The organism is Prochlorococcus sp. MIT 0701 (assembly GCF_000760295.1).
Taxonomy (GTDB): Bacteria; Cyanobacteriota; Cyanobacteriia; order PCC-6307; family Cyanobiaceae; genus Prochlorococcus.
Genome location: NZ_JNBA01000037.1, coordinates 1 through 12,785, shown reverse-complemented (window position 1 = coordinate 12,785; position 12,785 = coordinate 1). Strand labels below are relative to the sequence as shown.

The 12,785-nt window shown below is 53.0% G+C and carries 12 protein-coding genes, 1 tRNA gene and 1 pseudogene; 10 read left to right on the top strand and 4 right to left on the bottom strand.

The features are described from left to right. Nucleotides 1–142: 142 nt before the first annotated feature. A complete protein-coding gene (gene gmk / locus EV12_RS09985; RefSeq protein WP_036915024.1) occupies nt 143–712 on the bottom strand; it encodes a guanylate kinase in 570 nt (189 codons plus the stop codon). Nucleotides 713–781: 69 nt separating this feature from the next. On the opposite strand from gmk, the gene EV12_RS09980 reads away from it, so the two are divergent. The 8 genes from EV12_RS09980 to EV12_RS09940 all read left to right on the top strand — a co-directional run bounded on the left by EV12_RS09980 (nt 782) and on the right by EV12_RS09940 (nt 7,915). Beyond that, nucleotides 782–2,488 (top strand): NFACT RNA binding domain-containing protein, encoded by a 1,707-nt coding sequence (locus EV12_RS09980; protein ID WP_036914975.1) that lies wholly within the window; start codon nt 782–784, stop codon nt 2,486–2,488. A 139-nt stretch (nt 2,489–2,627) separates the two neighbouring features. Beyond that, nucleotides 2,628–3,368 (top strand): twin-arginine translocase subunit TatC, encoded by a 741-nt coding sequence (gene tatC, locus EV12_RS09975; protein ID WP_072014308.1) that lies wholly within the window; start codon nt 2,628–2,630, stop codon nt 3,366–3,368. A 388-nt stretch (nt 3,369–3,756) separates the two neighbouring features. Next, on the top strand, nt 3,757–4,293 hold the full coding sequence (gene petC / locus EV12_RS09965; protein WP_036914973.1) for a cytochrome b6-f complex iron-sulfur subunit: 537 nt from the start codon (nt 3,757–3,759) through the stop codon (nt 4,291–4,293). Between the two features lie 53 nt (nt 4,294–4,346). Further along, entirely contained in the window at nt 4,347–5,279 is a 933-nt protein-coding gene (gene petA, locus EV12_RS09960) for a cytochrome f (protein WP_036915022.1), read from the top strand. A 20-nt stretch (nt 5,280–5,299) separates the two neighbouring features. After that, the gene (lgt, locus tag EV12_RS09955) at nt 5,300–6,214 is read left to right on the top strand and encodes a prolipoprotein diacylglyceryl transferase (RefSeq protein WP_036914972.1); all 915 of its coding nucleotides are present in this window, start codon (nt 5,300–5,302) and stop codon (nt 6,212–6,214) included. After that, the gene (gene cobM / locus EV12_RS09950) at nt 6,214–6,969 is read left to right on the top strand and encodes a precorrin-4 C(11)-methyltransferase (protein ID WP_036914971.1); all 756 of its coding nucleotides are present in this window, start codon (nt 6,214–6,216) and stop codon (nt 6,967–6,969) included. Before lgt ends, cobM begins: the two co-directional genes overlap by 1 nt. Before the next feature lie 27 nt (nt 6,970–6,996). Continuing rightward, nucleotides 6,997–7,068 (top strand) — tRNA-Val (locus EV12_RS09945). 142 nt (nt 7,069–7,210) lie between these two features. Next, a complete protein-coding gene (locus EV12_RS09940) occupies nt 7,211–7,915 on the top strand; it encodes a helix-turn-helix domain-containing protein (RefSeq protein ID WP_036915020.1) in 705 nt (234 codons plus the stop codon). A gap of 186 nt (nt 7,916–8,101) precedes the next feature. Here EV12_RS09940 and EV12_RS09935 read toward each other — a convergent pair whose 3' ends face one another. Next, nucleotides 8,102–9,808, bottom strand: coding sequence for a Ppx/GppA phosphatase family protein (locus tag EV12_RS09935; RefSeq protein ID WP_081939874.1), 1,707 nt, complete (start codon nt 9,806–9,808; stop codon nt 8,102–8,104). Between the two features lie 53 nt (nt 9,809–9,861). Here EV12_RS09935 and EV12_RS09930 point away from each other — a divergent pair, with 53 nt between their 5' ends. Continuing rightward, complete coding sequence (locus tag EV12_RS09930) at nt 9,862–10,755, top strand: 4-hydroxybenzoate polyprenyltransferase (protein ID WP_036914969.1); 894 nt, start codon at nt 9,862–9,864, stop codon at nt 10,753–10,755. 3 nt (nt 10,756–10,758) lie between these two features. Next, nucleotides 10,759–11,658 carry a S66 peptidase family protein gene (locus tag EV12_RS09925; RefSeq protein ID WP_036915019.1) on the top strand — a complete coding sequence of 300 codons (900 nt, stop codon included), beginning with the start codon at nt 10,759–10,761 and terminating at the stop codon, nt 11,656–11,658. Here EV12_RS09925 and EV12_RS14260 read toward each other — a convergent pair. Then, entirely contained in the window at nt 11,642–11,863 is a 222-nt protein-coding gene (locus EV12_RS14260; protein WP_152562319.1) for a hypothetical protein, read from the bottom strand. The two genes, EV12_RS09925 and EV12_RS14260, sit on opposite strands and share 17 nt — an antisense overlap. 228 nt (nt 11,864–12,091) lie before the next feature. Then, nucleotides 12,092–12,785 (bottom strand): annotated as a pseudogene (locus tag EV12_RS09920) (carbamoyl-phosphate synthase); the annotation flags it as partial.

Sequence of the window (12,785 nt, the reverse complement as noted above, 5' to 3'; positions counted from 1 at the left end):
TAAATGAATCAAAAAATGCTTAAGATTCTTTTTTGCTTCTAATAAAAGTAACTTCAAAAGCCCCCGTAAAGGGGGCTTTTTTATTGGCCTATATATTGTCAAATAACCCTTTAAAGTCTGCAAAAAGTATTCGCATCAAGAGCTAAGAGCTAAGACGCATTAAAGACTCCAGCTCAATCACAGCAACCTGCAGGTCGTCATTAATCACCACAGCATCAAACTCCTGCTGAGCCATCAGTTCCTCCCTCGCCCTGGCTAAACGTCGCTGAATTGCCTCTTCAGGATCAGTGGCGCGTCCGCGAATGCGTCGTTCAAGCTCCTCAAAACTGGGCGGCGCCAAAAAAATCTGAAAAGCTTCAGGGAAACTGCGCCGCACCTGTCTGGCCCCTTCCAGTTCAATTTCAAGCAAAACCGGCCGGCCTAATGAAAGCTGCTGCTCAACAGGTTGGCGTGGGGTGCCATAGCGATTGCCTGCAAATTCAGCCCATTCAAGACAACCGCCAGTTTGAACCAGTTCTGCAAAGCGATCACGGTTCAAGAAGAAGTAATGATCACCCTCAATCTCGCCTTGCCTGGCTTCACGCGTTGTCGCCGAAATAGACAGCCAGATCTCTGGATGGAGCTCTAGGAGTTGCTTCACCAACGAACCCTTGCCAACCCCACTGGGCCCAGTAATCACCGTGAGCTTTCCTTCAGCGGCGGATGGAGCCATTGATTGCATTGCATTGAATCGGATCGCAGAGTAGGAAGGCTGCTTGCAATCCAGGTCCCGACTGAATCGATGGCCCCTGCTGCCCTCCAGGTCATGGACCTCTCAAGCTTGCGCGCTGTACTTAGCGAGCTCCGCAAGGAGGTGCTGCCAAGCCGCTTCGAAAAGGTCCAACAACCAGAACCTCATACCCTCCAGCTCGGGCTGCGCACACTCAAAGGTCTTGTTTGGCTGGAACTCAGCTGGCGTGCTGATTGTCCACGATTGGTGAAGATCACCCCTCCTCCCCGCCTAGGCAGCGGCAGCACTTTGGCCCAGCAGATTCAACATGGCCTTCGACAGATGGCGCTCATTGAACTGAAACAGAAAGGATTTGATCGCGTGGTGGAGTGCGGCCTCGCCCACCGCCCCGGCGAACCTATCGAGCGCACTCTGGTGCTGGAACTAATGGGACGCCACAGCAACCTGCTTCTGCTTGATCGTCAACGCCAGGTGATCACCCTTGGACGCCAGGTACGCAACCATCAATCAAGAGTGAGACCAATCGGAACGGCAGACATCTATGTAGCTCCACCGCCAATGCAAGGCAGAGAACCAAGCTCAAAGGAATCCCTAAAACGCTGGAAAGACATTCTTTGCCTTGTGCCAACCAAGCTACGTAGCGCTCTGCAGCAGTGTTACCAAGGCATCAGTCCTGCACTCGCTTTGCAGCTGGTTGACGACGATGCAAAAAAAGCACATGCCCTGCTGGAGCTTTCAGTACTTGAGATCACCGAAGAGCAATGGCAACACATTTACCACCGCTGGAGTCGATGGCTGGACTGCCTTGAGAAAGAGCGCTTCACGATGAGGTTTGGCGGTCCAAGCAGCTACCGCGTCTGGGACTGTGACAACTCAACAACCTCCTCCTCTTTCAAAGATGAGATCAGCCTCACTCTCGGGAGTTATTACCGAAGGCATCTTGAAACCCAGTCTCTCAATCAACTAGCCGAAGACCTCCAAAAAAGACTTTGTCAGTGGCGACAACGAGAGGAGCAGGCCCTTGCCGAACAACAGGGTCGACTCAACGAAACCAGTCAAAGCAATTCTCTTCAACAACAAGCCGACGCCATGCTTTGCCTGCCTTCGCCGAGCAAGGATCTGATCAACCAAACCCAAAAGCTCTACCGAAAAGCTCAAAAATTCCGCCGCTCAGTGCCCATGCTGAAAACACGGATTGAACATCACCAGCAAAGGTTGCAGCTGATCCACGGCAGTGAAATGTTTCTGGAAGATCTGCTTGGAACCAGCTGGGAAGGAAGGCGAGAACGGTCGATAAGGCTGCAGGAGTTGCGGCAGGAGCTGGACGAATTGCTGATCTCTCAATCCCGCAATCGCCAGAAGCGGGGCCGTCGCAATCAACAACCCCCAAGCCCCCTCGAACTGACCAGTCCTGGTGGACTCGTCGTCCAGGTTGGTCGCAACCACCGCCAAAACGATTGGATCAGCCTTCGCCAAGCCCGCCCTGGTGATCTTTGGTTTCATGCCCAGGAATGTCCAGGCAGTCATGTCGTTCTCAAGGCCTCCAATGGCCATGCTGAGGAGGCCGACCTACAACTAGCTGCAGACCTGGCCGCCCACTTCAGTCGTGCTAGAGGCAATCAACGCGTACCCGTGGTGATGGTGCCCACAAGCAACCTGCAGCGAATCCCAGGAGCAGGCCCAGGAACCGTGCGATACCGGGACGGCAACCTTTGCTGGGCTGAACCAGATCGAGGGCTTCAACACCTCTCTGCCTAAGAACTCTTAGTCTGATGAAAACCAAGCGGCGCCTGTTCTGACCAGTCCCGATCAGCCCACAGGTTCGGTTCTTCCACCCCCTGCCCCGATTCACGTCGAGCAGGGAATCAAGCACACCGAACCACCCCACGACGTGGAAATGCCTCTGGTTGATCACCTGGAGGAATTACGGCAACGGGTGCTGCGCAGTCTGCTGGCTGTTGTTTTAGCGGCAGGCGCCTGCCTGCTCATGGTGAAGCCGCTCGTAAGGCTTTTGGAAGCTCCGGCTGGATCCATTCACTTTCTTCAGCTGGCCCCAGGAGAGTTTCTATTCGTCTCAATCAAGGTGGCAGGCTACGCAGGCTTAACACTTGCACTGCCCTATGTGCTCTACCAAGGGCTTGGATTTGTATTGCCTGGCCTTACTCAACGGGAACGACGTCTGATCGCTCCAGCAGTAGCTGGATCAGCGATCTTGTTTCTAGCCGGCCTTGCCTTCGCATGGTGGGCGCTAGCACCAGCAGCTCTGAAGTTTCTGGTGAGTTATGGCGCCGATGTAGTCGAACCTCTTTGGTCAATTGAGCGGTATCTCGACTTTGTGCTTCTGCTGATGCTGGCTACCGGCCTGGCCTTTCAGCTACCTGTGCTCCAGTTGATATTAGGAATTCTGGGGTTGTTGCACTGGCAACCAATGTTGAGTGCCTGGCGATGGGTCGTGCTTGGTGCGGCCTTGGCTGGAGCTGTATTGACCCCATCCACTGATCCAATCACAATGCTGCTGCTGGCTGGAGCCATTACAGCCCTTTTCCTGATTGGAGTAGGCCTCGTGGCGCTAACTGATCAATTCAGGCCAGACATGCCTGCAAGCGGCAGCAACCAGCCTCCTCCAGCCACAAATTGAGAAGCTTGATCTTTCGGTTGTGCGAGCCAGCAATTCCTAGACCACATCTACCAAGCCCAGTCGAATGACCGCCTAAAACGACTTGCCGAGATGATTACGAAAAGCCTGTTCATCCAGAACATAAAGATTGCTGCTCAAATACGCCCAGATCACCTGCAAGTACAGACTTTGGCGGCACAACACCAAGCGCATGTCTTAGGAAGCTTGGCGGCAATCCCTTAAGCAAGCAATTCCTTCTTTTAACTCTAGAGACAACAGAGCATCGTCAAGGATTAGCTAAAGCACAGAATGATGCGACGATTTCACTGAAAAGCCCAGTCTTTGCAAAGCGTGACGGGCCCTTCACAGTCCATAATGGTCTCCATTCTGCGCAGATCGAACATCCGTCATGACACAAATGACCTCGAGTGATGTGCCCGGGATGGGTCGTCGGCAGTTCATGAACCTGCTCACTTTCGGGTCAGTGACTGGCGTTGCGCTTGGATCCCTCTATCCAGTGGTGAAGTACTTCATTCCACCTCGTGCCTCCGGGAGCGGAGGTGGCACGAGCGCCAAGGATGAACTTGGCAATTCGGTCACAGCAAGCGGCTGGCTTGCCAACCATTCAGATGGTGACCGCAGCCTTGTCCAAGGGCTGAAAGGTGATCCCACCTACCTGATTGTTGAAGGTGAAGACGCCATTGGCAGTTACGGAATCAACGCGATCTGCACCCACCTTGGCTGCGTGGTGCCTTGGAACAGCGGGGCCAATAAATTCGTCTGCCCGTGTCATGGCAGTCAATACAACTCCACTGGAAAGGTCGTAAGAGGGCCGGCACCCCTCTCTCTCGCATTGGCCAACATCGCTGTCGAGAACGACAACGTCTTTGTAAGCCAATGGACCGAGACAGACTTCCGCACGGGCGAGAAGCCCTGGTGGACCTGAATCTGACAACCAAACGCACCATCGTCGTTCCAGCTCTCCTATCCCCTCGCATCATGCGTCGCCTCATCCCCATCCTTCTCGGCTCACTGGTTCTTAGTTTCTCGATTCTTGTTGCTCCAGCTGCCAGCTGGGCCTATCCCTTCTGGGCTCAACAGAACTACGACAACCCCCGAGAAGCTACTGGCAAGATCGTCTGTGCGAACTGTCATCTGGCCCAAAAAACCACTCAGGCAGAAGTACCTCAATCAGTACTTCCCGACAGCGTCTTCAAAGCAGTGGTGAAAATCCCTTACAAGAAAGACACGACAGAGATCAGCTCCGATGGCAGTGATGTGCCCCTCCAGGTGGGTGCCGTTGTCATGCTTCCTGATGGATTCAAACTGGCCCCACAGGATCGCTGGAGCGACGAGATAAAAGAAGAAACCAAAGGAGTCTTCTTCACTCAATACAGCGAAGAGAAGGAGAATATTCTCCTTGTTGGCCCACTCCCAGGTGACAACAACAAAGAGATTGTTTTCCCAATCCTTTCACCTGATCCTGCGACTGACAGCAGTATTCAATTCGGCAAATATTCCATCCACGTTGGAGGCAACCGTGGACGAGGCCAAATATTACCTACTGGTGAAAAAACCAATAACAACGCTTTCACAGCAACTGAAGCTGGCACGATTACATCTATTAAGGCTGGTAAAAATGGGGAAAGCGACATCAAGCTCAAAACTGACAGCGGAAAAGTTATCAGTGAAACCATTCCAGCTGGTCCAAGCCTGCTGGTAAAAGTAGATGACAAAGTAGAGGCTGGCGCCCCCTTAACTAGCGACCCAAATAGTGGTGGCTTTGGACAACTCGATACCGAGGTTGTCCTTCAGAATCCAGTTCGAATCTATGGACTCTTGGCGTTCTTTGTAGCCGTTTCTCTCGCTCAGATCTTACTTGTATTGAAGAAGAAGCAAGTCGAAAAGGTTCAGGCTGCTGAGGGGATCTGATCCTCATTCATCTCAACTCAATGGACGCATATATCGCGACCTTTACCTCTCCAGGGCCCGAGCTCTTTCAGCTCGGGCCCTTTGCCTTGCGTTGGTATGGATTGCTGATTGCGATCGCCGTACTGATCGGCCTCAATCTGTCCAGCAACCTGGCCCGTAAACGAGGCCTTGAGCAGGGCTTGATCAGTGATCTGCTGCCCATTCTCGTATTAACTGCCGTTGTTGGAGCACGCATCTACTACGTCGCCTTTGAGTGGAGGAACTACAGCGGAGACAATTTCTGGAGCTCGATCAATATCTTTGGACTCGCGATACCAATCCCAAGTGCAGTGGAAATTTGGGGTGGAGGAATCGCTATTCATGGAGCACTGCTTGCTGGCACCCTTGCAGTATTGATCTTCTGCCGTTGGCGTCGCCAAGCCTTCTGGGATGTTCTTGATGTGCTTGTCCCATCCATTGCCCTTGGTCAGGCAATCGGACGGTGGGGAAATTTTTTCAATAACGAAGCTTTCGGTGTTCCAATCAACGGCGACCTTGCTTGGAAATTGTTCATCCCATTCGTAAATCGTCCACTTAATTATGCCAATAACGAGTTTTTCCATCCCACATTCCTCTACGAATCAATTTGGAATCTTCTAGTATTTACACTGTTAATTGTTCTTTTTCAACGCAGCAACAAAGGGCTACTGAAGCTTCCCGCCGGGGCGTTGAGCTGCATCTACCTGATCACTTACAGCCTCGGCAGAGTCTGGATCGAAGCACTTCGAACTGATCCCCTCTGCCTAGGCGCCTTACCACCCTCCTGTGAAGGGGGCCTGCGTATCGCCCAGCTGATGAGTCTTGCGATGATGGCAGTTGGAGGTTTTGGCCTCTGGTGGCTCTATGGTCGCAAACGAAAGCTACCGGACCCTGGTAGGCCTAGGTCATTCGCTTGATGAGCAGAATCTCCATCGTTGGTGCAGGTCCAGGCGCGACTGATCTGCTAACCCTGCGTGCCGCAGAACATCTCAAGCAGGCTGAGGTCCTTGTATGGACCGATTCACTGGTTTCACCAGACATTGCAGCATTGGCTCCTGAATCCTGTGAACGAATCCGCACCAGCTCGATGACCCTCGAGGACGTTCTTCCTCTTCTGGTGAACAGGGCGCAAGCAGGTAAGCGAGTGGTCCGTCTTCACGACGGAGACCCCTGCCTTTATGGGGCCCTGTCGGAACAGATCTGTGGCCTTGCTGACGAAGGTATTGAAGTAGAGGTTGTGCCGGGTCTGAGTGCTTACCAAGCGACGGCCGCAGCCCTAAAAGCTGAACTCACCATCCCTGGCCTTGTCCAAACCATTGTTCTCAGCAGAGCAGGAGGACGTACCGGTGTTCCCGAACGCGAAAACCTCCAACATTTGGCATCGCTTGGAGCCTCTCTATGCCTCTACCTCAGTGCACGACATGTGGAGGAAGTACAAGCCACACTGCTGCAGCACTATTCAGCTGAAACACCAGTCGCTATCGGTTACAGGGTGAGCTGGCCCGATCAATGGTTAAGCGTGGTGCCTTTGAAGCAAATGGCTACGACCTCCCGTGAACACGAGCTGATTCGCACCACCCTTTATGTCGTCAGTCCGGCCCTAGCCGCAGGACGCCAACGTTCGAAGCTGTATTCTCCAGACCACAAGCATCTCTTTCGCCAAAAGGGCTAAAGAGAGTGTTTTAAAATCCAGTAGTGCGGGCGATTAGCACAGTGGTAGCGCACTTCCTTCACACGGAAGGGGTCGTGGGTTCGAATCCCGCATCGCCCATAAGTTTTAATGCCAAGCATTTGCTTGATCTACTCATCATCAAAACCACGTGATCCCACATACATGGGAACAAATGATGCCTGACAAGCTCAGTGCTTCCAACTAAGGTCAAATGCATGCAGGTCAACACTCCTCTTCCTTAATGCCGGAGCACCCTCAGGACTTCTTGAGTGACCAATCCCACTCAGAGCAAATCTCCACACCATTGATTCAAGTTGGCGCGTTGCTTAGAGAAGCCCGCGAAAAACGGGGGTTTTCAATAGCAGAAATCGCGGGAAGTCTTCGAATAGGCAAAGAGCAACTAATAGCCCTGGAGAATGGAAACAAAGAACTACTACCTGAGCCGGTTTTTATTAGAGCCATGGTGCGCCGGGTCGCCGAGCGACTCAACCTCGATGCGACTGCCCTTGTGCAGCACATGCAGGTCATCATTCCATCAAGCTCCGAAGCCCTACGCCAATCAAAGAGCAAAGCGTCTCGTCCAAACCTAAAAGTGATACCTGCATTGGCCTTTTTGGGAGGGTTGATTGGATTGACTGCAGCAGGACTAGCCATCACCTATTACAGCAACCCCAACACCTTTACCCGTATCCAAAGAAGCGTCAACAACGCAATCATTTCAATCAACAACACCGCCGAAGGCCTGATCTTTTGGTCTTCGACTCGTTCAAATGATCTAAAAGATGAGCCTAAGGACACCGAGCTAATCTCTCAGCCTGCAGTTGCAACACCTAGCCAAAATTTGCCATCAACATCTCCATCAGGGCAAAAAAAAACAACTAAGAATAATCAATCAGCTTCAACTGAACAGCCAAAAACCCAGCCAGATAAAAAACCCCAACAGTGAAGCTGAGATTGTTTTTGAAGGCACCCTGGGCGAGCCGCTTAGCTATCCACAAGAGGAAGACCTAGAGATCTATGCAGGGCATCCTGATCTGATTCATGTAACTCATAATCGAAAATCACCTACTGCTCTGGGCGCAATCAGAAAGATCCACTGGCATCAATTAACCAACAACAACCCAATACTGAACTAAGTGCATTCCTTAACGACAACTTTCATGGTTACGCCGCTTGCTTCTTTCACAACCGAAGCACAGCTCTTCAAGCTCCATTGTTCAAGGCTGAGGTTCTGATTCAATCCTTCCGGCACTAATTCAAAGACAACCTGATCATCATCAGCGGACTCCACTCTGATTTCAGCCACCACTGGCTCAGGACGACGATCAATGGCTGCTGCTAATCGCAGCAGCAAGGCCATCTCGGCAACGAGACGACGATGCTCCCGGGTGGCTAAAGCTTGCCATTCCAGATGACGCTTCTTGGGAAGACTGCGGCGGTGATAGCGCGCAATAGCCGCAACCATCAAATGCTCCGCTTCCGAATAGCCGAGCAACTCGCCATGACGAATGAGATACCAGGAATGCTTGTGATAAGCACTGAGATTGATGTGCTGACCACAGGCATGCAACATCGCCGATGCCCAAAGCAGATCCCGACCCCCTCCATCGTCTTGATGAAGAACACCATGTGTGTGGTCGTAAAGGCTGAGTGCATGGCTGGCTACACGCTCTGCACGACGGTGATTCACTGCAAAACGCTGCACCTGATGAATCACGGTGCGCTGACGAATACTGCTCTGAAAACTAAAGCGATCCTCCAGTAGGCCATGTCGCAGCATCCAGTCAACGATCAAACCCTCCCTCAGAGCCCTTTCACTCAGCACCAGCTCATCAGCAGCGAGCATCTGCATGGCGGTTTGAAGAATCAGCGCACCCGGAACGATGATTTCGGCACGGCGATCATTAATCGGCGTCAGGACGCGACGCTGCTCGGGGGTCATCGCTATCAGCTTCTCAACCAAGCCATCAAGCCGCTGCCGTGACAATCGATAGCCATGCAATCTCAACGGAGGGCGATCGTCTTCGCTAGCCAACAAAGCACCGATGGCCATGGCGGTTCCACTGGTGGCAACCATCACGGGGCTCTCCCCAGGCTTGATGCGACGGCAGACCTTATCAACAGCTGGCTCTAAAGAACCCTGAATAAATGTCTGCAAAAAGGAACGCCGATGAGGGTGGATTGGTTCATGCTTGACAAAGTCCCTCTGCAGCCGAACAGCACCAACCCGAGTGCTTGTCAGAGCCCGAGCATCGCGACCATCCGCGAGGATGAGTTCGGTGGAACCGCCACCGATATCGAGCAAAAGATGGGGACACTCCCCAAAAGGCATGCCAGACAAAACACCCAGATAGATCAGTCGTGCTTCCTCAGCACCGCTCAACAGATCCACCTCAAGGCCGAGCTGATCCTGAATCCGTTGCAAAAAATCCCGCCCATTTGAAGCTTCACGTACTGCGCTGGTGGCCGACGCAACCACCTGCTCCACCTGATGGCTGGCGGCTAACTCCTTAAAACGTTTGAGTGTCTCAAATGCCCGCTCCATAGCAGGACCCGTGAGCTCTCCAGAGTCAGGGTCTCGCTCACCCAATCTTGTGGTTGATTTCTCTGCAAGATCAACGCTGAAGGTGTGCAGAGAAGGATCAACCGACGCCACCAGGAGATGGGTGGAATTGGTTCCAATATCAATCGCGGCAACGTTGCGGAGCTCTCGCTCAGAACGGAGCTGACCAGCACTGACGTACCTGGCCTCCTCCCGCTCGACATCAACCACACCGAAAGGCAATGGCTCGACACCTGGCATGAAGTACAGGAGCCTGGAACGAGACCACTTTGCCATCAGCCAACGATGTCTGGAGGTCCCTCCCTAGGGTTCTTCAAACCCAGAAACCCGTGACCAGCAGATCCGTCTCTAATGGCTTAAGGCAATGGCTAGAGCTGCTGCGATGGCACAAACCCAGTGGTCGGCTCATCCTTCTCGTGCCAGCAGGTTGGAGCCTTTGGCTCACTCCGGATGCACCTCCTTTAGCAGGGCTTGTGAGTCTGATCGTCGTTGGAGGCCTGATGGTGAGCGGCGCCGGTTGCATTGCTAATGATCTCTGGGATCGACGCATTGATCGCCAGGTGGAGCGCACCAGGAAACGGCCGCTAGCGAAGGGCAGCATTCGAATTTCCACTGCTGTGGGCTTATTGATTGTGTTGTTGCTGCTCAGTCTTTTGGTTGTGGTGTCCCTGCCAACGCCAAGCCGGGGCCTATGTCTGGCTCTAGCCATCCTGGCCTTGCCACCGATCCTGCTCTATCCCTCCGCCAAGCGCTGGTTTGCCTATCCACAAGCGGTGCTTGCCCTCTGCTGGGGGTTTGCCGTACTAATCCCCTGGGCAGCAAGCCAGGCCAATCTCAACGGAGGCTGGCCACTGCTGGGCTGCTGGTTGGCCACTCTGATGTGGACGTTCGGCTTTGACACGGTTTACGCCATGGCGGATCGTCGTGACGACGCCAACCTGGCCTTAAAAAGCAGTGCTTTGAGCTTGGGGAGCCATGCACTTAAAACTGTCGCGTTTAGTTATGCACTGGCCTGCACCTTTTTGGCTAGTGCAGCAATGAGCGCAGGAGTGGGCTGGGCCTTTTGGCCCTTCTGGCTCATCGCCAGCATCGGCATGCAAAAGGAGACGTGGGCCCTGCGAGGTTCCAATCAACCAATGACGACCTACGGGCAGCACTTTCAGCATCAAGTTCTGCTAGGCGCAATGTTGCTGCTCGGCTTGATCCTGGGGCGCATCAGCTGAATGATGGTGCAGCTCCGATCTGACCTGCTCACACCAGCGCTTCAACGTGGCGACGAGGTGATCACAGTGGCTGCGAGTTCAGCGCTGGAGGATGAGCAATCACTGCTCGAAGGCCTCAAAATCCTTGAAGAATGGGGATTAGTTTGCCGGTCTCAGCAAGTGAGTGAACGCCGCTGGGGCTACCTGGCGGGTGATGACGCCATCCGTCAGGCCGACCTCAATCCTCACCCTCATGCTGCTCTGTTGGCTTGTGCTCGCGGCGGCTGGGGGGCTGCACGTTTACTGGAACACAAGCAAACCTGGCAACCAGGCTGGCTAATGGGGTTTTCAGATGTCACCGCCCTGCTCTGGGCACGTTTGGCGGCCGGGTTCGACGGCTGCGTGCATGGCCCCTTACTCACCACACTTGCCAAGGAACCCGCCTGGAGCCAAGCCCGACTGCATGATCTTCTCTTCGGCAAACACATCCCAGACCTTGAAGGGCAGCCCTGGATGGGTGGAGTAGCTAGCGGGCCATTGGTGGTTGCCAATCTCACTGTGGCCTCCCATTTGCTAGGCAGTAGCCATGTACCCGATCTCAACGGTGCAATCTTGATTCTGGAAGATGTTGAAGAAGCTCCCTATCGCATCGAGCGCATGCTCACCCACTGGCGCCTCGCAGGACTTCTACAAGGGTTGGCTGGACTCGGATTCGGCAGCTTCAAGGGGTGTGAAGCACCTGAACAGATGCCTGTGGATCAAACCTTCCAGCTTGAGCAAGTCCTAAAAGAACGCAGTGCTGATCTTGGGATCCCTGTCGTCGGCAAACTCCCAGTTGGTCATTGCTGCGGTAATGCTGCATTACCACTTGGACGACAAGCCCAGCTTGACGGCAGCAATGGCCGGCTCAGCTTGCTGAGCTAAACAAAGCGGGTAATTCCTGAATAGTGAGCTCACACTGATTGATCCGCAAGGGATGGTCTGGCCAGGCATGCAGCAGCTCAAGTTGTGGCATGACGCCGCCATTGAATGAGAGCTGGATTGAAAGCCGGCGCCTGTTATTGCTAAAGACTTGCGGCGCTATGTCGTGAGCCTTTAGAGAAGCTAACGCAATTGAAGATTGCGACATTCAGCTGGGCTTATACTGGCTAGTTGAGGGGATAAGAGTATTAGCTAGGGCTAAGAAGTTGATTGCTAGCTTTGCAGTCTAGAGCAGATATTGCCATGCTTCGTTTCTATTATTTGCTTGCCTATCTAAGCATCTAATAGCAAACAAGGTGCCAGGTATTGAATAGTTATTTTTGTTTTGAGGGGCACTAGGAGGAGAGTTGATAACTGATTCGCCCAATACTCAGCCTTAATCTATGCGTTGCCAGCCCACCCACGATTTAAATGCCCCTCCTGGGTGGCCGTTGCCTCCGGTACAATGTAAATCGCCGGTCACTGTGGACGAAATGGTGAAATGCGTTTTATATGAAACCGGCGCCGTAAACCGGACGCCATTTGAGCAATGCCGAGCGGCTGCATCATGAACGCGGATATTCCTGTACTTAACGGCTTCAGATAAGGCTTGTATTGTTGGCTTTTGCCATGCTTTCTTCTCACTGATTGATGCTGAACTATTGCTACCAAAGCGATAGCTGATGTTTCCTGAAACTCGGGTCTCAAAGGTGTCATCATGGGAGAGATTGACGCCAAGAGTTAAGCCATCAGCGATCCGATAATCCAGCTCGACTTGCACGCCAGAACCATCAGCCTCATCAAGATCACCTTGCTGGTAGTAGTAACCAACAGAAGCATTGAGAGCAGGCGTGATCAAATAACCAACATCCAGGCCATAGGTATCAAGAGCGCCACCGAGATAACGCACATTGAGGCGCTGCTCTGTATCACCAACAGGGATAAGGGCATAGGCATTGAAGTTCCAGGTATCGGATACAGCTTCTAAACCTGCTGCGATCTGCTGGAAGAAGGCGCTTTCCTTGTCGTAGAGGGTGACACCTGAATCGGCATTACCTGTATTCATTGGCCGGCTGTCATAGCCAGCATTC